The following is a 25,125-nucleotide window of genomic DNA, read 5'->3' on the forward strand; positions in this document are numbered from 1 at the left end:
AGTTATACCTCCTCTAATTTTAAAAATAAGGTTGTTACCTTTTAACAAAAGCATCTCACTCATTTATTATGATTTTGATTTTAATACAAAATTTATCGTTTTACAATAAAAAATTATTATTTAAAGGTTTTTTTTTATCGTTAAATTTTATATAAAAGAAAAAACAAAAGAGCATGACAGTTTTATGTCATGCTCTTTTAACAAATTAATTCTCAAATACAAAATTAATCTTATTATCTTTCCACTCTAATTTCGCATCAAACGTTTTCTCGCCCTTTTTAAAGCCTTTAATTAAATCAGTCTTTTCACCTTTTAAGAGCTTTGTCATATTCTTTTGCGAAATTGTTTTACTTAATATCTTCTTTGAAATGGTGAAATCACATTGCGTTGTATTATAGTTAGAACAACCGTAAAACGTTGACTTATCAATTACATCTCCATCACATTTTTTACAGCTACCAACCTTTTTACCCGTTGTAAATTTCGATCCTTTTCGTTCAACCGATTCAACATGTAGTCCCGTGAAATCCCACTTCTCAGACATTTCCACTGCGTCTTCAATAATTTTAGCTGATAGCTTTTTCGTCTGTTCCATAAATGTAGCTGGTGAAGCTGTACCTTCCCCGATTTCCGCAAGGCGTTGCTCCCATTTTGCAGTCATTTCTGGTGAAGCGAGTATTTTATCACCGATTGCTGTAATTAATACTTTTCCTTTATCGGTCGCATACACTTGGTTTTTCTGCACATCTATATATTTACGGTCTTTCAGCATCGTAATAATACCTGCACGAGTTGCCTCAGTACCTAAACCTTCTGTTTTCTTTAATACTTTCTCAAGCTCTTCATTCTCTAAATACTTACCTGCCGTTTTCATTAACGTAATAAGTTGTCCTTCTGTATAACGCTTCGGCGGCTGTGTTTTTCCTTCTTTCACTTTCACCTTTACAACTTTTCCTTCTTCGCCTTCAGCAACAATTGGAAGAATTGTTTCGTCATCTTTATCATCTTGGAAAATAACTTTACGCCAACCTTCTTGAATTTGCTGTTTTCCTTTTGAAATGAATTCAGCACGTTCATCTACAAGCGTTACAATCGTTGTATAGTCAAAGATTGCAACTTCATAATGAGCTGCAATAAGCCTTCTTACGATCATATCGTATATTTTCTTTTCATCACCTGATAGTCTGCTTGGGTTTGTAACTTGCTCTGTCGGAATAATCGCGTAGTGATCTGTTACTTTCTTTTCATTTACATAACGCTTATTGTTCATAATGGATTCAACCGGAGCCGGTAATAAACCTTTATATTCATCAAACTGACTTAACTTCTGTAAAATATCAGGGAAAGTCGCTGCTTCTCCTTGAGTAACATAGTTAGAATCTGAACGTGGATAAGAAACAATCCCTTTTTGATAGAGTGCTTGCGTTATATCAAGCGTCTTTTTCGGTGAAAACTTAAAGGCTTTATTTGCCGTTGCTTGCAGTGATGATAAGTTGAATAAAAGCGGCGGCTGAAACTCTTTACGCTCCGTTTTCATTTCCTTCACAACAGCCGGTTTCCCTTGGCAAAATGCCGCAATTTTATTCGCCATATCAGGGTCTTTTAAGCGGTATTCATTATCCTTCTCCCATTTCCCGTCATATTTCTTTCCTTCTATATTAAAGGTTGCAAACACTTCCCAGAAAGGCTCTGACTTAAAGTTTTCAATTTCTTTCTCACGCTTTACAATCAATGCTAACGTTGGTGTTTGGACACGACCAGCAGAAAATACATCATTCATTCCTTTTTTCTTTAACAAAATACTAAACACACGTGATGCATTCATGCCAACAACCCAGTCAGCACAAGATCTTGTGTATGCTTCGTAATACGTATTAATTGTATCTGATTCATCAAGTAAATTTTTAAACCCTTGATAAATAGCTTGCTTCGTTAAAGACGAAATCCATAGACGCTTCATAGGCTTTTGCACGTTACAAAGATTAATAATATTTCGTACGATCAGTTCCCCTTCACGCCCAGCATCGCCTGCGTGAATAATTTCTGTTACCTGTGGATTATGTAACAGCTGTTTCACAACGTTAAATTGCTTATACTTTGACTTTGTAACTTCAAATTGAAAACGCTCTGGAATCATCGGTAACGTATTAAGTGACCATTTTTTCCACTCTGCGTGATAATGCTCTGGATTACATAACTGCGTCAAATGACCAATTGCCCATGTACAGTACGCTCCATTTGGAAATAACTCATTCGCTTCTACTTCTAAATATCCATCTTTCCGGCGATATTTAAACTGTGAAACAAGAGCCAACCCTTGATCTGGTTTCTCGGCAATAATTAATTTCATTTTATAACTCCCTATCTGTATTCCAGTGTTACTTTCATTGTCTATATGTTTAGAAGCGATGATAAAACAACAATCTTATTTATCATTCGCGGTTTGTCTCGCAAATGTGAGACCTATAATATTATACGCTTATTCTTTATGGCTTCACAATAGAAACTCATAATACAGCAAATTCTTTAACACAGTTATATATAAAAGACGCCCAAAAATTGAGCGCCTTTTACATGTACTATTTTCTTTAATATCTTCTCTATAATCGGAAGTACTATCGATAATTGATTATATAGTACTAACGTATTTTACAATCAATGATATAAGTAAACCTAAATAGCGTTTTAAAATGGAACATATAAGTAACAAATACAAATCTCAAAAATGATTCGATAGTTTATTCTACACGGAACCTATCTTCAATTCTTGAAAAATAAACTGCTTCTCGCTCACTAACATTATCATCTGAACCCAGATAAGATACAATCGAAATACTAATTAATATTATACTCATTAGAACTTGCCACATGTGGCTACATGCATGAATTAAAGTCGATTTAATAAAAGAAGTATTTAAAAATGAAACTTCAATACTATGTAGTAATATATGAGGATATTACTCAAAAATCATCGTATTACTTATTAACATTGAATTATGCCCTTTTGAAAGTCTAAGTACATAATCTCTATAATTAATCGTACTCACAATTTCATTATTTACAGGAAAAATCCCACTCGGATTTATCTGATTAAATAAACATAAAAAATAAAACACTATCAAAAAAGATATCATCATTTCAATTAGAGAATATACAGCTAACAGAATTCTTCCATAAAACTCCTCTACATTCAAGTGTGATATCAAAAATTGAGTAGCACCAGTTAATTAGTTGCGGTATGGCACCTCTCATCAAACAGAAATCATTCTGTTTGAGAAGATCCATTGTAATCATTAATAACTTTATTTTGAAGAATCCATTTTTGATGGTCGTAACAATTAAATTGAATATAAATCCTGGGTTACAATTGTAATATCCTCTGAAACTTTAAATTCACTAAAATCATCCTCAGTGTTAATGTAAAGCCCTCTTGATTTTTGTTCTCTTAAACTTTTAACGATTTTATCTAAATTCAATACTCCATCTTGAGAATTCACATTTATTAACGCCAACATTCCATTTAAAGGTACAAGTAGCCGATCTTCAATGAACAGCTGACTTCTTTTATCAACTGCTATATAGAGGATATCTGGATCATCAGAAATTTCGTCAGGAGAAACTTTCCCTTCCAATATGTAACTCAATTTTTCTTTATCATTTTTTATAAAATCCTTGTGTTTACTAATTTGCTCATTATAAATTTCGTTTAGTGATTGATGTATCTTTTTATAATTCTCTTCACCTGCTGTTGTATAATGGTTTTCCTTCCATTTGGATTCAATAATAATAAATGTATTGGAGAGCTTGTCATACAATGCCACATCAATATCGCTATTAATTTTACCCATATCCCCTTGGAATTCATAGTATACTTCCTGACCAAAAACAATATTTTTGAATGTTTCAACTCGGCGAGTTATACTATTTACCACACTATGAGAAATAGTTTTATCACGGTTTCTAAATCTTTCACCTTTATAAAAATGACCATTTACTACACAAAATTGAAGATCATTTAACATCCATGACGATGGAACAAATATTAACTTTTCATTATGAAGAATGAACGGGAACTCCAAGAGGCTCCCTCTTCCATCAAATAAGAAGTAATTGAAATACTTCTCAACTTTACCAATAGACAGACCTGTAAATTGAACAGCCTTACTTAAAAACCACTCTTTATCTTTGAAAAAAAGTAAATCTAAAGAGGTCGTTTTATTAAAGTTACTACCCATTGTATAAGCAGCACGAACAACTATACTATAGTAATAAAAGAATGATATAATCGAATTTAGTTCACGAATATTTTTAACCACAGTACTTTTAACATTACCACCTAAATAATCCAAATCTACTTTTACACATTCATAACATAATTCGAGTAGTTCCCTATCCCTATCAACCAATAGTCTTTTTATCTTTTGATAAACCCTGGGTCCAAAATGAGAAAATTTCTCCACTATTTTTTGGGGAAGTCTCATCTTTATTTCTCTTTCCATCCCAAAATTTTGGTTATCTAACCCATGAAAATAGATATATTCTTTTCTGAATCCTCCCTCAATGATTGCTGTGGTAAATAGGTATTTATTCTTCTCAATTTCTTTACATTCACTTTTCGCAATGGAATTCATATCCATTATTTGGTCACATATATTGAAATCTCTATATAAATCTTTTATCTTACCTAAATAAGCAGCCAAAAAGTGTTTCAGTTCTTTCTCATTATATTCAAACCTTAGCTCCCAGTTTATTCCCCTCTTAAATAGCTCACCAATAAACCAACTAAGCGCAAACCTATCAATTATTGCCTGTTGATGATTTGGGTCAACCTCATGAAATCGATATTCAATAGCTATTAAAGGATAATACAATAGATATCCAATATTCTCCTTATAAGTTGTTACATATTCATCAATATAGCCTTCAATTTGTTTGAAAATATAATCTTTTGTTAGCGCACGAACCTCATATTCAACCATATATTTACCTCCAAATAAGCTTAAACCTATAAATTTAAAACACTTCACCTCAAAAACTTAATTAAAAGAATCCGAAAGACTAAAAGTTTACGTTCTGAAATAGTTTTATAGCACCATAAAAAATGGGAGAAATTCCTTGTCTAACATTATCATCGCTTAGTACTTCTCTTGGATAGAAATCTGAATGGGTTCACCTTTATTTAGCGAAGTACTAATGATGTCCATTTCTTCTTTGTTATAGTGTTCGAATTTAATTTTCATTAGTACAGGCACCTCAATAACATCATCTATCACGCTATCAACATACTCAGTATACAAGTACTTTCCTTCTTCTTTATCGTAATAAGAACTTGCAGAGTCCATATAAGAAACATTCGCCACGATATTCACACTTGCCTTAAAGGCTAACATAGCGGATTGTTCTTCATTCAAATCAATATTTTCGACCTCTCCATCCTCACCTATTAACATAAACCAGTGTTCCTCTATAAAATTTAATAAACTTGATTCAATTTCGTTTATATTAGCATCATAAACAGATACAATAAATTGATGTTTATATGTTTTATTCTTAGTTAGCCTATCAAAAAATGCCTCTAATGATGGCTTATAAATTGGGATTTGACTCTTTTCACAGAATTCTTGAGATCCTCATCACCACTAACAATGCTAATTTTTTCTTCTTGTTGCTCGAACCATTCCTCAAACGCCACTAACGAAAACTTATCAGGAAATTCGTCTCTTTTCTTCCTAATGCATCGCTTTTAAACAGTGGAAATGTGCAGAGTGTATGTGGCAACATATGGGGTGCTGGTGAACTAAACATTTTATGAACATGAATGAAATATTACAACTCATCATACTTGATATAATAAAATATAGTCATTAAAAAAGAGGAATTTTACACTTCTTTGTTGAATTTATACAGCCGACTAAATTTGTTGGAGGTTTTTATTGTGTCTAGTAATTCTTTTAGTGAAGGACAAATCAAAGAAAAATTCAAAAAAATTTCTTCTAGTAAAGATTTTGTATCGATTTCTGCAAATATGTTTCATGATAATCAAGATTCCGTGCAAAATTTTAAAAACTTACGTACAGTTGAAAAAGACAATCTTTATACATGGCTTGCTTTAGGAAAATCTTTTGAAGAAAGTCTAGATCCAAGGAACTCTATTGCTATTATTATTGGGTTGCTGGTTTTCGTCTTAACTTTTATAACTTCAGGAATAATAACAAACTTTGCCACCGGAAGCTTCAAATATAATTTTTTAATAATCGCTCTGATACTTGTAATAGTTGCATTTGTCGCTGTTTGTATTCTGGTTGGTAATTTAATCAGAAATAGGATGAGGGTTGTCCAACTAAATAACCTTATTGAAGCAGCAATTAATTTTAAAGAATAAATTATTAAGAGTAGCTCCTACTTAAAGTAGTTCTTTAGGTAGGAGTTATCATTTCATTTTAAAAGTCCACTTTTTAATTTTTATTAACTATCTTTAACAATAGTCAGAATAGTTATCCATCATTTCCGCCACCATATCAGCCCCATATTCTCTTATTTGAGACAGCATACCATCAACAGCATCTAAAAATGCAAATAATCCTTTATAACATAATGATATATTAGTAATGTCAAACTTCTTACGATTTTGAAAATGTAATTTTAAATTTTTATCTATTGGATATCTGAACTTATCTGATATTTGGTCTAAAACGTGTAGCTGATTTATATACACTTCAACATTCTGTAAGGTGTTATCATCAGAAGCATTTGAATTTATAGACATTTTATCTTTTATGGAGTTCCATAACCCCAAGATACTGTACTTTTTCTTTCTAATTATATTTGCAGCCAACAACAATCTGAACGCAGTATTCTCCACCCTCGATTATTAATTTTGACTCGTTATTTATAGTACCAATTTCGAGCATAACATTATTTAATGCATGAGTTAAAATACTATAAGCGGTATTCATATTTTCATAAAGAGCAATTAAGTTAATATGTGTTTGTTTATTAAAACAAATCTCCATTTTATTATTAAATGAATATCTAAATAAATCGCTTTGAGCACCAATATTGGAAATATATGTTGGATAATTGTACAACCATTCAATCTCTTCTTTACTCTTGTCAAAAACCTCCCCCATTTAAATTTATAATTTCCTCAAAACAATTTATTAAATTATGTCTAACAGTGGTAATAAAAGATTTTCTCTGATGTTCATCGGAGATATATTTAAAAGCGATAGATTTTAAAATAAGTTCTAAACATTGTCTGTATAGATAAACAACAGCGAAAAAATTCATATCTAATTTATGTATTTCAGCGGTGTCTATCATATATTCTACCAATTCATTCCCAGCTAAATTAAATTGCCTTGAGTACTCATAAAACTCTTTTTGAAAATCATTGGAGTTTTCTATATCAATTATATTCAAAAGATAGCAAATAGCTTGCTATTCTTTTCTATTCCAGAGCTACTATTCTGATTGTGAGTAACAAAATTGTAATATTACCAATTCAGCCAGATTTTCTATAATAATTTCCCATTCATTACTATCATCGGAGTTTAGTATAGCAGGAACTAATAATTCAAAATTTGCACCTCCCTTACCGTGAACCCTACTATTTCGATATTCATATAAATTATTTGCAAATTCTTTCTTATCATCTTGATTACTAATCAATCCCTTTGAAAAAGCTAACTCTAGTATTGGTTCTATATGCTCAATTTTATTAATTAATATTTCTATTAAGTTACGCTCTTTATCATTGTATACGTCTGAAATACCTCTTATCATTTCATCTAGATCTTTATCTTTGATATAAGTCGTAATATGAGCCTCAAAATCATCTTTCCTATTAATAATAAAGAAGTATTCTAATACTTTATAAAAGCTTAAAAAATCTTTTTTCTGTTTCCCTTCGTTATAGAAGGATATTGGATCAGTATATTTTCCCATTCTAAAATTATTACTAACTTCACCCTCTATTATTTCTTCGGGTTCAGTAAAATAGTCATGAGTGTACAAATACTGATAGACTTGTGGGTAATCGCCCACCAAATCTGATGGAGCAAACTTATGTATAATATACATTGCATGTTGGAGATAACTTTCCAACATTTTTTTATCTACATTCTTCAATTTTATCGTGTGAATATTTTCCCACTCAAAATTGTCATCATCTGATATATGATGAAACATTACTTTAAACATGTCACTCGGTTCACCAATTTCGAATTCTACATCATCAATGTTAAACTTGAGCATCGGATGATCTGGATATTCACTTTCAATGAGAGTGTAATGAAAAAGAAATTCTGCAGTATTTTTGATGTAAAAACCTTTGTCTTTAAAAAACTCTATTTGGGGGTTATCCAATTTATAATTATATTCTTGAAAAAGACGACTCACCCAATACATTTTCCAAGGTCTCCTCACTTGTTTGGGTGAAATAAATTTCTCACGACTAATCGCAATCTTATAGCCTGATTTTTGCTCTTCCCAAACAAGGATATCGTTATCATCTTTTACAATTTTAATAATTCCTTCATCAATGAAACTATTATAATACTCTTTTAAACACTGAAAAACTTCAACATCACTGAAAACTTTCATGATTCCATCTCCTTTTTAGAAAATATATCCATCACCTATTATACACTACTTAAAATTTAGATTTAACAGAGAGACTTTATACATTTTTTGTATTACTCGACTGATTACCAATTAGCTATCACTCTTATAGAGTCAACATATAAATAAAAAAATACCTCATAACAACTTGTTATAAGGTACAATTCATCACGTTTTATCTATTATTTACGAGTTTGATTCGCTCATATAAAATAGCATTAGTCTCGTACATCTTGTATTGAACTACGACTGTCTATGGTTATGTTTGAACCATGATGGCGACTCCCTTGATAAATTGCCTCAATTTGATTGGTAAAAATAGAAAGTAAAGCAAAAAACACCGATACAAGTATGCAACGGTGTTTTTCTATTTGTTATTTAGTGACACCAAGTCCCTTTGTTTCACTGATGATATGATAAAGTGGTGCCAAAACTTTAGCAATTTCAAATGATGTATCCGCTATACTCTCTGCTGTTTTAATACGCGGATCATTTGGAGAAAAGCTGCAAAGAAAGTATGATTCAAGTCCCTCTCTATCATAATTTTCATAAAAGGAAATAAAATCTTTCGGGTCTCTCTTGTCGATTGAAAACACCTCTTTTACACGATTTGCTTCAGGGTCATAAATTCGCCATTCGAAACCATCCCCTTTTAGCAAATTGAAGCAAGTAACAATCACCTCTTCTACTTCAGGGTGATGCAATTTCTTATGGAAATATTCGCGATCCATTGCCCCATTTGCAATAGAATGAAAAATGGTGACATTGACACCTTCTCCACGGATTCCAACTTGTATATTAGCATGTTGGTACATGGAATCTGCTTCTTTGGTTTTATCCCAATATGCGCCTTTTACATTATAGCTTGAAAGAACATTTGGACTTTTTCCGTATCGGATCCCTAACCAAGAAACACGTTCACGATTACTTTTATTCGGTACAATCGAAGATAGAATAAAGTTTGGATGACGATGCGAATGCAGATTTAGTTTCTTCATTCGCTTTTCTATAATTGAATGGATATGTAACAGTTTTGTTTTTACCCGTATCCGTTGCTTGTGAATAGGGTGATTAGATCCTAATCTCATATTACGGTTAAAAAACACTGCGAAATCTTCATACTGAAAATAATAGTCTTGTAATTCGTAAGTCTCGCTATCAAACGGATCTTGTTGCATTTTTTTTGGACGTATGCTTCGGGTTAACCTTTTCTTTGCTTCTTTCCATTCTGCAAAAGCACTTTCTAATTCTTCATAATGCATAACAGTGTCTTCTGTCACTTTCTCACTATAAGCGTGAAGCTGTTTAAAGTACGTGCCAAGTGAAGTCCCCATAGTCTCGGTCACAGTTTGTAGGCTATTGAATTCAGCGTTACTTTCATACCCTCCCCTTGTTAAATTACTACTACCGTGACACACATATGGATTCCTCCCTTTGAAATAATAGACCTTTGCATGCAAGAATAGGTCTTCTACAAGGTACACCTCAGCAATCTCCATTGTTTTTTTCAGGAGTTCTCCTGGTTGATTCATCGAAAATTCCTGTGAGAGATATAGCTTTATATGTTTTTTTGAGAGCCCCCACTTTTTCGACCATTCATTTAATAATTCAAGTCCGTATGTAGAATAGTATGCCGTTGCAATCTGTAATTCTGTCACTTCCGTTACTTTTTTATTAATGTCTTGTTGTAAGTCATAGCCCTCCCATAAAAAACGAATATCCTCCATCTCTTCACCCCTAGTTCAATTTTTACTCCTATAAATTATGATACTACGACAGTTAACATTCTAAAAGAAAGAAAAAGCTGCCGCCCGCGTTCATCATGCAATCCAAGAACTAATTCGGGAAAATAGGGCTGTAAATTTCCATGCCGTTTCTGTGCATTCTGGTATTTCTAAATCGTATCTCTATCAAAATGAAGATATCTTTCTACATATTGATAAATTGCGTAAAATGTTTGATTAAAAAAATGTTCTAGACTGAGTATCGCTGGTTTAATAGGATTCCTTTATTTTTATTTTTTTCTATTAATTAAATAAGGATTTAGACTAATGAATAGTTTATATTTAGAGAAAAGAAATTTTATTAAAATAAAGTATTAGACTAGATAGTAGGGTTTATTCTATCAAACGTATGAAAACGCATTTCAGGATTAAAGTGGACGTACTTTATAATTTTGAAATGAAACAAAGTAAATATTTCAAAATTATATCGATTATACATTCCATATATTGTATTTTAAAAGTAATCTTACTTTTGCAAACTGAAAAAAAGGGGGGCTTATTCATGCCAATTATTAAAACAAAAAACGGTGAATTTCACTACGAGTCTTTTGGACAAGGGGAATCAATCCTTTTTTTACACGGAAGCGGGTCATCTTGGAAGATATGGAAACCACAAATCGAATCATTTTCTAAAGAATATCAAATGATTCTTCTCGATTATCGTGGTCATGGAGAATCGAGAAAAACCTTTCCCGGTAATGTATATGATTACGACTTAATCGTATCTGATATCATTTCATTTTTAGATACACTAGGCCACACACCTCTTCATGTAATCGGCGTTTCACAAGGAGCAATTCTTGCGACATTAGTAGCCATTCATCATCCTTCCTATGTAAAAAAATTGGTCATTTCTAATAGCTATAGTGAATTCCCAACTAAAACTTCTAAATGGGTACTTCAATTTTCCAATTTCATCTTTAGTTTGCTGCCCTATTCAACAATTATTGATTTAATGATGAAATTTTACAAACACGAACCGTACACGCAACAAATACTACGCGATTCATTTTCAATAGACAAAAAAATGTTATTAATGATGAAAAAAGCAAAATTTCCTGTTCATACTTCTTTACTACATCTCATTCAATCCCCTACTCTAATTCTATCTGGAGCAGGTAAAGTTGTAACAGGTGTTGATGAAGGAAAAGCAGCTAAAACAATTCACCAGTATATCCCAAATAGCACACTTGCTTTATTCCAAGATGCATTCGATCCCCTCAATGTATTGAAAGAATCAACGTATCGTATCCTCTTTTATAAACATCATAACTTTATTTCAAATCTACATTTCGACGACCCTTATTAAAGTAAAGTACCTGATAATTTAAGTATAAACTTTCTTTTGAATAAGGAAAAAAAACTTCTTAATTGAAAAAAACACCTGTTAGAGTACCTTTATTTTTACGAATACTATTAGACTTAAAGAATCTATTTTTGGTATAATTCACACATAAAAATAATATATGGAGGTATTCGTATAAAAGCTAATCTTGTTTAAAGAGAAAAGAACCCTTTTTAAACACAAACTTACTCATAAATGATTGGAGAACCTGTATGACTGAAAAATTAAGTGCTGCATCTATTACCGCTCTAAAGGAAATCTCGAAGGAAGTTCTTAAGTTGATTGTTGTTCTTCTAATAATTGGTTTCATTCTCTTTTTTACTGTAAGTAATATTAAAAGTATATTTACCTTACACCGACTCATTAACCTATCTATCCTTTCAATTATTTTCATTATATTCAGATACATATATCTTGTTTATGATCTTTATAATCATCAAGAAAAAGTAGAAAAAATAAAGAATAGTTCTGATGATGTCTTACTCTCTAGCATTAATAAAACAAAAATGATTTCAGATCGTTTCAAATTAAAAGTAGATATCTATAAATCTTTTTCACCATTACCGGTTATTGTTTTGTTATTAACTATTCTAGTAAATAATGATAATTTCAAATCAATTCAAAAAGTAGAACAATATATAACTCATTTTAATATGAGTGATTCCTTAAGGTTTGTTTATGTAATATTTTCCGTAATAATATTGGTTATTTACTTTATGATTCTGATGAATAATTACAACAAATATAAAAACGCTCAAGACTATTTAACTCTTTACCAGACAAAATACGATGATATTAAATATAATCTTGAAAAGGAAAAGTTAGGCAGAGAAGTTGAGAAACATAAATTAGATATTCAGAAACTGGAACTTGATATAAAAAAACTTCAAACGGATAACTAACAACAATAAAATTCGTGAAAATTTTATTATACGAATAGTCAATGTAAAGAACCTCTTCTCTGGAAATACCTCATATGACGAGTGACACAAACTACTAAAAAATTCTGTACGCAGCTACTTTAAATTTAGTAATTTTGTGACTCTCGTCATCTATATTTCCTGTATCCATTTATGAACTATCGGGGACAAGCTCGTCCCGACCAAGTAACTTACTCCTACAGCCCATATTGTCTCTAGTACTGATGCAGAAGTTAAACTTACGTGATAAGTAATATTTCTCATACACATCTCTCCCTTAAACGTTGAAACCAGCAAATAACTAACATATCTAATTAAAGTTAAAACGATTAAGGCTGTAAGTATAATTTCAAGGTCCTGGGTTAAGCACACTCCCAGCGGGGTTCCCCCCGATAATTCACAAATCTCGAATGTCTATAATGTATTATACTGTTTCTAAGTTTTACTTTCAAAATAACTTAAAGAATCCTTACTTGTAGAAACGTCTCTTTTGAAATACAACAAGCGTATAATTTACCAAATTCGACTTTATATATATAAGCACTATTGACCTGTTTTCTGTCTTTAATTAAATGTAAAAAGCCAAGATTAACTATTTATTTTATAAAGTTTAATCAGAAATATTTTTTGGGATTTTATTTAGTAAGAAACAAACAGAAACCACCTTGAAATAATAGTGATGGTAATAACTTATCTATAAATCCTGGTACAAGGATTACTTTATACGCTGCAGAAAAAACAAAAAAATATTAATACCAGACACCCCTTTAGATATATCATATCTAAAGGGGGAAAACTATTGTTATTGTGTTTAGTTTGAAAATAAATGTAAATGCCTTCTTACTTCTGGTAAACTATCAGTTTCACATATCTTTTGCCACTTAATTAATATATCTGGCGTACCTTTTTTCTTCTCTTGAAACACTTTATAGGCTACACCAGCCAGCCTCACACATAGTTCTCTATATATTGCATATGATGATTTAGGAAACAGTTGAAATTCACTCTCTTTTGTTAAAACCTTTATATCTACTTCTTCGATAAGGTACTCCAAACCTTCTAACACATAATTCCAGTGCATCTCATTTAGTACATTAGGGACATACAGTATACAATCCCCTATGTCTCCTAATAAGTTATCTAATTTAGGTTGACGACGACTATAAACTTTATTTATCCAATTGTCAACAAGAATATTTGGAATTTCTGGTGCAATCCCTATTTGCTCGTATATAATCCAGTGCAAGCAACCTTTACTTGAGTACTTTACTCTATTTTTATCACTTGACTCTAAATCTTTTTTTAACATTTGATATACATAATCTATATCGTAAATCTTCAAATGTAAGGTTGCCGGCAGAACATGAGAGATTTGAATTCCCTTTCTTTTAAGATCTTCAAGTAATTCCTTTATCTCCATTTTGATTTTATCATCAATACTCTTTAATTTTAAAAATATTACGGTAACCATTAAATACGCAAGATTATACATGTGAGTTTCAGGATTTTCATGAAAATCCCCTTCACCTAATATATTAAATTTCTCCTTTTCCTTCTCCCACCAAGCCAGCACTTTCTTTAACAATATTATACAATCTTCTTCACTGTAATTTATATCCGTCTCACTCTTTAGGTCTGGGAATAAGGAAGGAGCGCTATTAATCCATTCAGTTACAAATTCAGCGAATTCAATACCACCACTATATCCACCAATTTCCGTGAAAACTCCTGGTATATCTTGCTTCACTATCCAATTATAATAATTCTGTTTAACCTGTTCCTCATCTTTTTTAGGCAAACGTAAAAAGAAACTGTTAAAAAATTTAAAAGTACATGGTAACCCCGTCTGCTTGTCAATTCGACTGTATAAGGCCTCAGCAAATTCCCCACACTGTCCTTTTGTTAACCCACAAATTTCAAATAAACTATTTAACCTTACTATTGCATTATCTCTAGCAGAATTGTTGAAATCTCTAACCAATTTTATTAACCTTGTAATGGCATTATCCCAAGCTTCATCCGTTCGATTAACCTTATAATTTCCGCTCCATTTTATGTGTCCAAAAGGCTCAAACCACCTTGGCTTTTTCTCTAAATCAAACCCTTTTTCTCCAATTATCGGGAGTTCCAACAACGTATTTAATTGTTGATATATTTCCTCATCACTCATGTCATATAATACCCTTTTAAACATGGAATTCAATTGAGAGTGCACAAGATGGAATTGTTGAATTTCCTTTGACTTATACATTTTTATCATTAAATTAAAAACTTCTTTCTTTTTCTCTTTTGAAAACCGAAAATATATCCTAGATATAATTTCTATTAAGTTAGGTAAGAGCCTACTAGAAAAACTAGCAATATCCTCCTCTTGAGAAATCCTACTCATCGCTTGCACAAGCGATGGAACAAATAATTCATAAAAAATTTCAACTTGTTCTTTTGTTAAAGAAACAATAAATTCCCTTGTAAATATTTTCTCAATTTCTTTGGTATCTCCTGTCCTAATTAAAGCACTCATTGCTAGCAAAGGTGCAGAATGTTCTATCCATTTTGTTGCATTTATAACAGATTTTTTATACATCGTTACTATTCCACATCTTTTAGGCATAGCTACTTCTTCAAACAAACGTAAAAAAGCAAAAGATAAACGTATTTCTTCTGCAAAAACGCTTCCATAGGAATAATGGCGCTTTATTATTCCTGGATCGAACCCTTGCGTAATACTAACATTTCCTTTCCATCTAGGAACAGAGTCTTTTAATAAAGAATCCATTACTTCCACTTCTTGAAATGGGTTACATTTGTATTGCGAAAGTTTTGTCCATCTATCACGATACTCCCCAAAATCATTTTCAAAATCACCATTATTCTTAATACTCCTTAATAAAACCATTGTCCATCCTTCTTGAGAAAGTAAAGAAACATCTACTCTATTGGCCTGTAATCGTATACGAATATCTTCTAAAGCTTCTTCACACTCTCTTTCAGCTTCCCTCATCTCACCTAATTCAGCAAGTATAGATGCCCTTTTAACCTGCCAAAAAGGAAAGTTTTTATTTCTTGGCCACTCTTTGAGAACACGCTGAATACCTTCCTGATCCAATTTGAACAAATTAAAGAGCGCTTTTTCATAGTACCACCTTGAAGTCCACTCAGGACTTTGCTTCACAACATCCTCAATGGTATCCATCCAATAATCGAATTCCGCTACTTTGTGATCCCCTCTAACTTCTCTTATAATCGCAAATATTAATTCCACCCAACACTTTTGTAAAAATTGCCAATCAATAGTTGATGTCAAATTTGACTTGAAATCTTTTAATTTTTCCTGATTTCTATATATATTTTTAGTTTGAAAGATTGCATTAAATTTCTCTATGATTACAACCATTTTACTAATATTTTCAGTGTATAACGGTACTAGTGAAGTCTCAATTCTCCAATTCAACTCATATAGAAGCATTAGTGCATCTACATAAGTTAACTTATCAAGATTATTTAGTATAGGATTGATTGCTCTATCAGTTTCTCTCCAAAGGCTATCTCGATTGTTTTTAGGAGTAATTATCCAACCGGGATGTAACATATGTATATGCTTCCAATCCTTTAAAATTTTTAATAGATCCTTTTCTTCGACTTTTTTACCAAAACCAAAATCCATTTCAATATTTGGAATATCAAGATTTTGCACAGGTATATATGGCAAATCCTCATGCTTACTATGAATAACGTTTTCTACATTAGGCCACCTTAACACGTCTGCTTTTCTACCATATTTTAGATTTAATAAAAACCATTCTAACGCTTTTTTATGCTTTAATATCCCAGGATATTTATAGTCTGGAAATAACGGCGAAAAATCAATCGGGGTAATTCCTCTTGCCTCTAACATTCTTCTTTGGGTAGAAGAAACAAATCCACAAAAGTAAATAGGCGGAGTATTTTTACCTAAATTATCTCTTACCCAACCTATCCAATTTAAGAAATTCGGATCATCTCCCGAAAAGCCAATCAAACATAATACGTTCTCCATAATTGTTTGTTGTACCATATTAACAAACGGAGCATAATTTATTGGGTAAGTTCGATAGTCCTCTTCACTAAAAATAAAAGGGCGATGCGAAGGGAAACTTCCATGTAATTTTACTATCCTAGGTTTCATACGATTTGGAATATCTGAGGTATTTAAAACTAAATTATATTTTCTATCATATATGTATTTTGTGGTTCTTTCTAAAAGAGTGTCATAATTTGTGGTATAAACATCTGCCCATGGCAAAGACAACAACACTTTATGTAGGCTACCCGGTACATAATTTTCATCCGGTAGAGAACTTATAATTAATTCGTCAAGAGCTTGTCTTCCAAAAACCTCTTCATATTCACTCGCAAGTTTCAGGACATCTTGATTATAACTGCTACTATAAGGATATAATCCAGCTTTCATTTTTTCTCCTAGTTGATTCCAGAGTAAAAAAGAACCTGAATTATCAGACAATTTATCAGCATTCATACTAAAACCTGCCCCTACCATTATTGAAACATTCCCATATTCTCTTTCACACCAAAGATTCTCTCGTATTTTTTCAATATGATGTTGATCAGGTAAATAAATTATATCTTCCATAATTCTCCCTCCTCCTTAAGTAATAATTTTATTATTACCACTACCATAATGATGGTAAATCGTACAATGCACCCGTTGTAAAAATAGGTAGTTTTTTCTAATTTCATTATAACAACGAACAAACATTCTCACAATGAGTACCTTTGAAAATAGATGTATTTAATATACAGATTCATTTAAAGTAAGGTCCTATATGTGTCTGTAGATATGGATTCAAAAGTTAAAGTTACAGTAACACTTATATTATTTAATTAAGTTTTAATAATTATATAGGTCGATATTAAAAAGTATCAAATATTTTAAGGTAAAACATTTGATACTTTAGGCTATTAGTCAGTTTTATTACATTCGGAAAACACCATCAACTTGTATATTACTCTTTAATTCTTCATCTGTCATAACTCGAATTTTTTTAAGTTTTTCAAATAGGTCATCTTCCAGAGGATTATGATGAGCAATATCCCAAAAGTATGGTTTTAATATTTCATGTTTATATACATATCGCAATAATACCATGTATTCTCTGAAATCATCTGCATTAAATTTGGAATGCCTTCCATCATAAGTAGTACTGATATGATTATATATAGATCCTTTAGGAACAATTAAAAATGAACCATTAAACCAACGTTTAATACTAAATAATGCTCGTTCATCATTTTCTCTATATGGCTCATACTCTTTATTTTCATTGACGATTAAATCTTCTGAAGATAATACTCCAAAATCATTTAAGTATTCTTTCATCATTTTTTCATTTTCTGCAACTATCTCGGGATATATAGGACTTAATCTTTCAAACTCTAAACGAAAATAACCAAATTCCGGATCCTCGTTTGGTAACTCCCATATTAATTTTTTTATTTTAAAAATCTGTGACATGTTAGGACCAAATTTAAGCATAACCATATCTTTTTCTATATCATCAAACATTTCGATACCTATTGAATCCATTCCCCCGCCATCATGGATAAAAGTATGATTGAAGTTTACAATAGATAATTGCTTAAGAATTTCTACTACTTGACTTTTGTCTCTCCAAATTACTGTACTTGGATATTTTTGATGAATAATATTTTGTTCTATGAATCGCCAACGGCTCATATCAACTTTAGCACTATCTTTAGATATTTCTTCCCACTCTATTAATCTACTTAAAAACTCCTCAATTGTGGGCCTTTTCTCCGGAATTTCAGCTGTTGAATCCATTAGCAATTGATATAATTCTACAAAATGTATTTCTTTATATTTATTTTGCATTTTCTGATTTTCAAAACAATTAAACTGACCATCAAATGCAAATTCCTCTCCAGTAAGTATAATCCAAAGTGTTTTTGCAAAGGAATAAACGTCTGCTGGCCTTGAATCTTGAACTAAAGAAGGCGTTCTCATTTCAGGAGCCATTGTTTTTCGGTTCCCTATAGGTTCATTCCCTCTAGTTAACTCTTCTTTTTCAGGGAAATCGATTAGACCAAAATCTCCAAAACAATACTCATCTTGATAATAAAGGATATTTTCCGGCTTTATGTCTCGATGCGAAATTGTTTTGGAATGCAGCTCGCCTAATGTTTTTGCCAAGCTTTTGAAAATATTTATTAAATCATAAATATTATTGTAATCCTTAATCTTTTCTTCTAAAGGAATTGCTATGGGCATTACAAAATAATAATCACCTGTTTCTTCGCAAGGTAATTTATAATCAAATACAGGAATTATTCCCCTTTGCCCCTCTTCATAGAGCTTATGGACTTTAATTGCTTCAGTTTTAAATCTTTCTAATTTTGATCTTGTATAGTGCCCCGTAACTTCCTTTATTTTCGAAATTTTGATAGCAAATTCCTCTTTGGAATCATTCTCCATTAGAAAAACTCGACCATTCCCGCCTTCACCAAGTTGTTTAATTCTTTTATAATTAGAGTACCGCATTCATTAGTCTCCTTTATAATAATATTTCTTTGGCTTATTGCTTATTTAATTAAGTCTTAAAATTAGTGGTTTTTCTCACAATCCGTACAATAAGCACCAGCAAGCTCACCTATTTCAAAGAAGTTCCCGCAATCTGGACATCCTTCATATTTTAGAGAACAATTATTACAAATGTTTTTACCTTTGTGGGTGATATATTCAGCTGGATTTCTGTTACAATCTTCACAAATTTCTTCCCCTGTTTCCCAATCAACTAACCTAGTTTTTCTTTGGATATCTTGAACATCAAATCCATTGACGATAATTTTGAGTGTATTATGATCTATAAAATTAACTTCATCTAAAGTTATAGCAAATTCAATAGTTATTAGACCTGCGAGCTTTAGTAATGCCTCGTATGAATGTTCATAGTCCTTTGTAACAAGCTCATAAATTATAGTACCAATATAAGTTTCAAAACTAGCCTCTATAATTGCTTCCTTGTTCTTAAGATCTATTGTATTTATTTCAATTTCTGGCATGCGATATGATGTAATTACAACATTTGAAAGTAAATGTTCTATTAAATTTTCAACGTCACCACTATGATTTAGGTAAAAAGAAAGACCACTTTCATGTAATATATTTTTCCAATCCAATTCTGATATTAAATTTAGTATGATTTCATTGGCATTCATCTCTATTTGAGTTTTATTCTTTATAATAATTTGATTTATTTCTGAAATATAATCTATAAAATTATTACGACTCATCAAAACAAATTGTTCATTACTATATTCAGAGAATTCTATAGTTAATTCTTCTCTTGGTTTTAAAGGTACTTTATTTTTTTCTAAAACCCACCAATCTTCTTTAACATCTTGAGTAACAAGTATTACTGGATTTGTGGTGGAGCTAGCTTTTTTTTAAATCTGTTTCCAAAGAATTAAATCACCAAATTTTTGTCTCTTAGTTTCATCTTTCTGATCTTTTTGTAAATCCTCATATCCAGGTGGAATTTTATATTTATACCTTTGCTCTCCCTCTGTATACAATTTTAATAATGTAGAAATATTGAACGGACTACCCACATTTCCATGTTCTTTAATTGTATCTATAAATAATTGAATTTTATCTTTACTAAGCATTTTTTATTTTGTTTAATTTCTTCTTTAATATCTTCCTCATATTTTTTTGCTTCATCACATATCAACGAAATCATCTTATTAATTTTATTTTCTAATGTGGTGACATGTGGGAATTTAAATTTAGTATACTGAGCAAAACTCTTCGAAATTTCATTGCGTGCTTTTGTCATTGTCGATTCAACTTTTGCAGGTACATCTTTGTATTTATTGTATTGTCCACTTTTTACTTGTTCTTTATTTTTATCAAATTCTTCTAAAATTTGTGCGGGAATCCAAAATTGGTCTAATGGGATAGAATTCATTACTCTTAATATATCCTCTGTAGTATCTGAAGAGCATTTATAAAGATTTAGAAATATATTAGTATCAATAACTATAATGGGATTCTTACTCCATATTTTTTGAAAATCTTTGAATGGATATTTATTAGACACTTATAGTCTCCTTCCTGAACTGAATCTAAGTTTGTATGTTTTGTTCTTTTATACAACTTGTAACCTCTTATTTTGTAGGACATCCTATCACCAAGCTTTTTCTCACCATGTTCGATGAATAATCTTTCACTCTGTAAAGCACTTTTTGTTTTTTGAAACTAATAATAGGTATTATTAGTTTTCTTTATCTTTATTCGTGAAATAATTTTTGGAATGAATACCTGCGACAATGTTGAATTTGATTAAAGACCTCTTTAAAATCTAGTCCTCTACGCTTAAATTCAAGTTGAACGATTGGAAATCCATTGATTAAAACTGTCACATCATAGCGGTTCTCATATTTTCCTACAACTGTTGCCTATGTTGTTAATTGAAATAAAATCTCCTTTTTTATGACTATAAATTTATATTGCTTTTTTATCCCTATACTAATTTATTATTTTTGGAACTCATAGATTTCTGTAAACTCTGAACATAGGTTAAAAACTCAAGTGTATTTTTTATTTTAGATTCAACAGCCCAGTTATTTACACCTTTGTTATACTTTGAAAAAGACTCACGAACTGTTTTAGTAGTCATTTTTTCACCAACCCAGTTTAAGACGTATTCCTCTTTTATATTTCCTAATTTATAAGGTACCTTATACTTAATTAGTATATTCTTATTCAGTAGTATATCTAAATTATTACTAATCACACTATTCGATAGTGAATTAATACACTCTTCATCTATTAGACAACCTGACCATTCTTGAATAGCTTCTTTTTTATATGCTTCTACTAATGCTTTTCCTACAACTGTAAACCTATGGATTAAAATATCCCCCTTAGATTTATCATGTTTTTGTGTCACAAGGGGCCCTTTTGCAATCGCACCTCTTAATGGAATTCCAGCTTTCATACTATTATATAAGACCTCTCTAACTACAAGTATTAAATCCATAAAATCCCAAGGATGATCATGATTAGTCCATAATAGTATACTGTCCGAAATAACCAGCGTATTTACTGAAGCGTACTCTAAATTTGGATTAGCATTACCATTTTCGTCAATATTTATCTGTCCCTTTGAAAGAGCATTTTCTACACTTCCGTCAATAATCTTAGAATATAGATCTATTAAATCCTTATTACTATTATTATTTACCAAATCTTTGAATCCTAATATATCTAAAAATGCAAAAAATACTTCTTTCTCTTTAACTTCTTCAACTTTCACAATACTTCCTTGATTAATTCCTCTAAATATTCGGCTTAGTTCAGATTCATTCAATTTATCTATATAATTTAAGTGTATTTTAATTTCCTTTATTTTTTTGGTATGCTTTTTTTCTTCATATGAACCAATTCTATCATTTATATATGAACGAATCTGTTCAGCATTTTGTTTATCCTCTTCTGTTATATTATTGTATTCTATTGATAGATTACCATCACCATAATCATCATTTACCCATCCTATTAAAGTACTTAATCTATGAGCCCCATCAATTATTAAGACTTTATCATCATTTAATTTCAAAACGTTAACTATTACCACTGTATCCCCTTCTATCACACCTTCTAAATACTTCATAATAGTTGACATTCCCCAAGAAATCTTTCTTTGATATATTGGTTTTCTTATACTTGATAAGAATGCTGATCCACTCAATAAATTATTAAGAGAAATTAAATCGTTATTTTTTTCATTTATTTTTATTGAACTTCTATCCTCTATCCCTACTTCTTCCTTTTCAATTAAAAAATCTAAATTTACACTATTCATTTATTTTCTCCATTCTACATTTTTTAAACTGATGAAAATAATCCTCTTTCTTACATAATCCTCCTCGAGAAACATCTATATATATCGCATTAAAAATATTATACTGTTAATGATTCAAACAAATAAAAAGGTCTGCTTACTTTTTCAGACCTTTTTATAAATGAAACGAATGAAATATTATAACCATTATATATTTTTATCTCATGGTATTTATTGTAAGGTCGCAATATCAAAAATTTTATACAAAGAATACTAAATGGATTAGGAATGTGTAGCAACCTTTCAAAACGCTTACCATCATCTGATTATGATTAAATTGGGATAACATTAATTCTTAAACCTATTATAATAGAATGATGCACTCCACTATTTGTAGTACAAACTCTGCACACCTTAAATAACTTCCTTTGATAGAGGTTTTTTCTAATAAAAACCTCTATCCCTATTCATTATAAGTGAACGTATTTTTTCATACACAAGAGATTAGCAAAAGGCTTTGGTACGGAGCTTTTTTTATGTATGCCAATTCCTCTAAAAGATTGCAAGAATTACAGCTTTAAAAGTGTATTCATATTACAAATACGGATACACCGACATAATACTTATACCGCAACTTATAATTCTATCGCCTATTTATTAACGCTTTTAACAAGTGCAAGGATTACTGTCATTTACTTTTTATGGTTCAAGACTTTTCTTATATCACACTTTACTCTCTCGGCAGCTATAATATGTGTGGCTTCTGCTTTGTAGGTCTTTGTGGATTACTACCATTTAAAATCATTTGAAGCCTATGGAAGGGTCTTAAGTAACTGCTTATTCTCCCTTTATAATCTAAAAGTTCGGTGTAAAAGACCTGCGCGTTTCCATATTTCCTTATGCCCCAATCAATTTGAAAGAACAAATGGTTCACATATTTTCCATCAATTGTTGTTTCATACTCCCATTTACAAACACGTCGTCCTTGCTGATCATAAGTATAACCACGTACTATAAAAGCTCTAGGATTATTTGTATCCACTTCCCAAATTTTGTGTTCCAAAATTCTATCCCCCACTAATCATATTTTATTTCTACTGAAAAATAAGCATAGAAAAGCCCTCTTACTATGAGTTCTTCTTACTTATATATACTAGTGCTCCAAAATCTGAATACGGGTTACTTATCCAAGGGCGCAGCCACATTATACAAAGAGATAAAATAGTATATTTATACTATACCGATAACTAGCTTATTGTCTAGATAACTAATTATTATCTATTGCCTGATTAAACCTCTTACCATAAATCCCCCATTTTTATGCTCTTTCGTATATAAGTATATAATTTTTTATTTTTCATTAATTTAGTCTTAAACGACTACGGAAACCTCGTGACTTTACTTCAAATCCACAACTACTCTTCTCATTCCTCACGTCCCTTTTCATAATTTGAATATATTAGATAAACTAGTTAAATATATCTCTATTCCTTTGCTATTTCATTACAAATAACATAATTACTTTATTGTATATTTACTCACTACTGTTATTTGAACTATTCCATAATAATAGTCAAACAAATATAGTCTTCTTAACCCTTTATGTGACAAGGATTAAGAAGACTATATAAAGTGTATTTATGATTGTTTGTCCATCCTTATCCATATAAAATAATTAATTTCATTTTATAACTCCCTATCTGTATTCCAGTGTTACTTTCATTGTATATATGTTTAGAAGCGATGATAAAACAACAATCTTATTTATCATTCGCGGTTTGTCTCGCAAATGTGAGACCTATAATATTATACGCTTATTCTTTATGGCTTCACAATAGAAACTCATAATATAACAATTTCTTTCACATGCTTACAATTAAAAAAGACGCCCTAAAAAATCAAGCGTTCCTTTGCTTACATCTATGAAATTGTGCAGATAATATGCAGATATTAATAAGCATAAGTACTCTCCATATAAACATATGATGAAATGAACGATAGGACAAGGAGGTATCATAATGTTTGCTTATACGTTAACTACCTTAACACTTTGCTGTACCTCAATTCTTATTGCATCCAATATTTCTAAACGTAAGGGTACCCTAATGGAGTATATGGTATTTATTATGTCTTTTAGTATGAGTATCGGTTTAAGTATTGGTTCTTATTTAGGCATTCTCTTTAAGGGGGAATTACTATATTCTACTTTACTTGCTATTTTAATTAGTGGTTTTATCGGTTTTTTAGTGGGTCTACGTTTTCACCTATATACTGCTTTAGAAGGAATGTTCTCTGGATTAATGGCAAGTATGATGGGAGCAATGATTACAGAAATGTTAAACGCTCAACAAGCTCATAGTATATTGTTCATTAGCCTTTTACTTACTATAACGATTACTATGTCCTGTGCGATTCAATTGTTATCGGAGAACTTTTCTACTTTTATCCAACAGCGTTTTTTGTTATTACTTTCAATTAGTGTAGTAATTATCGTTGCCGTATTCGCGACATTCCCAGATCATACTCCTGCACCTGGGCATAATCAACATATACATTAGTACTTGCAACAAAAATGAATAAGCAGCTATCCA

Annotated in this window: 19 protein-coding genes and 2 pseudogenes; 5 read left to right on the forward strand and 16 right to left on the reverse strand. The window is 31.0% G+C overall.

The features are described from left to right. Nucleotides 1-205: 205 nt before the first annotated feature. The 3 genes from topB to MHI28_RS07545 all read right to left on the reverse strand — a co-directional run bounded on the left by topB (nucleotide 206) and on the right by MHI28_RS07545 (nucleotide 5,450). Nucleotides 206-2,350, reverse strand: a complete 2,145-nt coding sequence (topB, locus tag MHI28_RS07535) for a DNA topoisomerase III (RefSeq protein ID WP_000766773.1) — start codon at nucleotides 2,348-2,350, stop codon at nucleotides 206-208. A 988-nt stretch (nucleotides 2,351-3,338) separates the two neighbouring features. Beyond that, entirely contained in the window at nucleotides 3,339-4,979 is a 1,641-nt protein-coding gene (locus tag MHI28_RS07540) for a hypothetical protein (RefSeq protein WP_000230650.1), read from the reverse strand. A 156-nt stretch (nucleotides 4,980-5,135) separates the two neighbouring features. After that, a complete protein-coding gene (locus MHI28_RS07545; protein ID WP_000904665.1) occupies nucleotides 5,136-5,450 on the reverse strand; it encodes a hypothetical protein in 315 nt (104 codons plus the stop codon). Between the two features lie 485 nt (nucleotides 5,451-5,935). Between MHI28_RS07545 and MHI28_RS07550 the strand changes: the two genes are divergently transcribed. Next, a complete protein-coding gene (locus tag MHI28_RS07550; protein ID WP_000097770.1) occupies nucleotides 5,936-6,382 on the forward strand; it encodes a hypothetical protein in 447 nt (148 codons plus the stop codon). 93 nt (nucleotides 6,383-6,475) lie between these two features. Here the strand turns inward: MHI28_RS07550 and MHI28_RS07555 are convergent, their stop codons facing one another. The 4 genes from MHI28_RS07555 to MHI28_RS07570 form a co-directional block, all read right to left on the reverse strand. Further along, a complete protein-coding gene (locus MHI28_RS07555; protein ID WP_002162852.1) occupies nucleotides 6,476-6,841 on the reverse strand; it encodes a hypothetical protein in 366 nt (121 codons plus the stop codon). After that, nucleotides 6,816-7,130, reverse strand: coding sequence for a hypothetical protein (locus MHI28_RS07560; RefSeq protein WP_000504861.1), 315 nt, complete (start codon nucleotides 7,128-7,130; stop codon nucleotides 6,816-6,818). Before MHI28_RS07560 ends, MHI28_RS07555 begins: the two co-directional genes overlap by 26 nt. A gap of 334 nt (nucleotides 7,131-7,464) precedes the next feature. Beyond that, entirely contained in the window at nucleotides 7,465-8,604 is a 1,140-nt protein-coding gene (locus MHI28_RS07565; RefSeq protein ID WP_000862515.1) for a hypothetical protein, read from the reverse strand. Between the two features lie 392 nt (nucleotides 8,605-8,996). Next, complete coding sequence (locus tag MHI28_RS07570; RefSeq protein WP_000389499.1) at nucleotides 8,997-10,349, reverse strand: phospholipase D-like domain-containing protein; 1,353 nt, start codon at nucleotides 10,347-10,349, stop codon at nucleotides 8,997-8,999. A 79-nt stretch (nucleotides 10,350-10,428) separates the two neighbouring features. On the opposite strand from MHI28_RS07570, the pseudogene MHI28_RS36125 reads away from it, so the two are divergent. The 3 genes and pseudogenes from MHI28_RS36125 to MHI28_RS07580 form a co-directional block, all read left to right on the forward strand. Then, a pseudogene (locus MHI28_RS36125) lies at nucleotides 10,429-10,587 on the forward strand (DUF6262 family protein); the annotation flags it as partial. Nucleotides 10,588-10,908: 321 nt separating this feature from the next. Next, nucleotides 10,909-11,715, forward strand: coding sequence for an alpha/beta fold hydrolase (locus MHI28_RS07575; protein WP_001121573.1), 807 nt, complete (start codon nucleotides 10,909-10,911; stop codon nucleotides 11,713-11,715). 248 nt (nucleotides 11,716-11,963) lie between these two features. Next, on the forward strand, nucleotides 11,964-12,653 hold the full coding sequence (locus MHI28_RS07580; protein ID WP_000136867.1) for a hypothetical protein: 690 nt from the start codon (nucleotides 11,964-11,966) through the stop codon (nucleotides 12,651-12,653). Nucleotides 12,654-12,803: 150 nt separating this feature from the next. On the opposite strand, the gene MHI28_RS07585 is transcribed toward MHI28_RS07580, so the two are convergent. The 9 genes and pseudogenes from MHI28_RS07585 to MHI28_RS07625 form a co-directional block, all read right to left on the reverse strand. Continuing rightward, nucleotides 12,804-12,935 (reverse strand): hypothetical protein, encoded by a 132-nt coding sequence (locus MHI28_RS07585; protein WP_309445994.1) that lies wholly within the window; start codon nucleotides 12,933-12,935, stop codon nucleotides 12,804-12,806. A 547-nt stretch (nucleotides 12,936-13,482) separates the two neighbouring features. Continuing rightward, nucleotides 13,483-17,301, reverse strand: a complete 3,819-nt coding sequence (locus MHI28_RS07590) for an SIR2 family NAD-dependent protein deacylase (RefSeq protein ID WP_340827737.1) — start codon at nucleotides 17,299-17,301, stop codon at nucleotides 13,483-13,485. Nucleotides 17,302-17,643: 342 nt separating this feature from the next. Further along, complete coding sequence (locus MHI28_RS07595; RefSeq protein ID WP_001270761.1) at nucleotides 17,644-19,227, reverse strand: protein kinase domain-containing protein; 1,584 nt, start codon at nucleotides 19,225-19,227, stop codon at nucleotides 17,644-17,646. A 62-nt stretch (nucleotides 19,228-19,289) separates the two neighbouring features. Further along, nucleotides 19,290-19,982 carry a hypothetical protein gene (locus MHI28_RS07600; RefSeq protein ID WP_340828450.1) on the reverse strand — a complete coding sequence of 231 codons (693 nt, stop codon included), beginning with the start codon at nucleotides 19,980-19,982 and terminating at the stop codon, nucleotides 19,290-19,292. A gap of 150 nt (nucleotides 19,983-20,132) precedes the next feature. After that, nucleotides 20,133-20,354, reverse strand: a complete 222-nt coding sequence (locus MHI28_RS07605) for a PIN-like domain-containing protein (protein ID WP_002162853.1) — start codon at nucleotides 20,352-20,354, stop codon at nucleotides 20,133-20,135. After that, nucleotides 20,321-20,788, reverse strand: coding sequence for a PIN-like domain-containing protein (locus MHI28_RS07610; RefSeq protein WP_002162854.1), 468 nt, complete (start codon nucleotides 20,786-20,788; stop codon nucleotides 20,321-20,323). Before MHI28_RS07610 ends, MHI28_RS07605 begins: the two co-directional genes overlap by 34 nt. Nucleotides 20,789-20,978: 190 nt before the next feature. Then, nucleotides 20,979-21,128 (reverse strand): annotated as a pseudogene (locus MHI28_RS07615) (type I restriction endonuclease); the annotation flags it as partial. An 83-nt stretch (nucleotides 21,129-21,211) separates the two neighbouring features. Further along, nucleotides 21,212-22,555 carry a DUF262 domain-containing protein gene (locus tag MHI28_RS07620; RefSeq protein WP_001089663.1) on the reverse strand — a complete coding sequence of 448 codons (1,344 nt, stop codon included), beginning with the start codon at nucleotides 22,553-22,555 and terminating at the stop codon, nucleotides 21,212-21,214. Nucleotides 22,556-23,279: 724 nt separating this feature from the next. Then, on the reverse strand, nucleotides 23,280-23,597 hold the full coding sequence (locus MHI28_RS07625; protein ID WP_000400341.1) for a hypothetical protein: 318 nt from the start codon (nucleotides 23,595-23,597) through the stop codon (nucleotides 23,280-23,282). 955 nt (nucleotides 23,598-24,552) lie between these two features. Here MHI28_RS07625 and MHI28_RS07630 point away from each other — a divergent pair. Then, nucleotides 24,553-25,092 carry a hypothetical protein gene (locus MHI28_RS07630; protein ID WP_000458532.1) on the forward strand — a complete coding sequence of 180 codons (540 nt, stop codon included), beginning with the start codon at nucleotides 24,553-24,555 and terminating at the stop codon, nucleotides 25,090-25,092. Nucleotides 25,093-25,125: the final 33 nt, after the last annotated feature.

Source organism: Bacillus sp. FSL K6-0268 (assembly GCF_038005425.1).
GTDB lineage: Bacteria > Bacillota > Bacilli > Bacillales > Bacillaceae_G > Bacillus_A > Bacillus_A thuringiensis_S.

Excerpts from the sequence above, each read along its gene's own strand:
- MHI28_RS07595 (WP_001270761.1), bottom strand. The coding sequence starts at position 19,227 with ATGCGGTACTCTAATTATAAAAGAATTAAACAACTTGGTGAAGGCGGG.
- MHI28_RS07570 (WP_000389499.1), bottom strand. The coding sequence starts at position 10,349 with ATGGAGGATATTCGTTTTTTATGGGAGGGCTATGACTTACAACAAGAC.
- MHI28_RS07585 (WP_309445994.1), bottom strand. The coding sequence starts at position 12,935 with ATGAGAAATATTACTTATCACGTAAGTTTAACTTCTGCATCAGTACTA.
- MHI28_RS07590 (WP_340827737.1), bottom strand. The coding sequence starts at position 17,301 with ATGGAAGATATAATTTATTTACCTGATCAACATCATATTGAAAAAATA.
- MHI28_RS07560 (WP_000504861.1), bottom strand. The coding sequence starts at position 7,130 with ATGGGGGAGGTTTTTGACAAGAGTAAAGAAGAGATTGAATGGTTGTAC.
- MHI28_RS07575 (WP_001121573.1), top strand. The coding sequence starts at position 10,909 with ATGCCAATTATTAAAACAAAAAACGGTGAATTTCACTACGAGTCTTTT.
- MHI28_RS07565 (WP_000862515.1), bottom strand. The coding sequence starts at position 8,604 with ATGAAAGTTTTCAGTGATGTTGAAGTTTTTCAGTGTTTAAAAGAGTAT.
- MHI28_RS07605 (WP_002162853.1), bottom strand. The coding sequence starts at position 20,354 with ATGCTTAGTAAAGATAAAATTCAATTATTTATAGATACAATTAAAGAA.
- MHI28_RS07580 (WP_000136867.1), top strand. The coding sequence starts at position 11,964 with ATGACTGAAAAATTAAGTGCTGCATCTATTACCGCTCTAAAGGAAATC.
- topB (WP_000766773.1), bottom strand. The coding sequence starts at position 2,350 with ATGAAATTAATTATTGCCGAGAAACCAGATCAAGGGTTGGCTCTTGTT.
- MHI28_RS07620 (WP_001089663.1), bottom strand. The coding sequence starts at position 22,555 with ATGAATAGTGTAAATTTAGATTTTTTAATTGAAAAGGAAGAAGTAGGG.
- MHI28_RS07630 (WP_000458532.1), top strand. The coding sequence starts at position 24,553 with ATGTTTGCTTATACGTTAACTACCTTAACACTTTGCTGTACCTCAATT.
- MHI28_RS07545 (WP_000904665.1), bottom strand. The coding sequence starts at position 5,450 with ATGTTAATAGGTGAGGATGGAGAGGTCGAAAATATTGATTTGAATGAA.
- MHI28_RS07540 (WP_000230650.1), bottom strand. The coding sequence starts at position 4,979 with ATGGTTGAATATGAGGTTCGTGCGCTAACAAAAGATTATATTTTCAAA.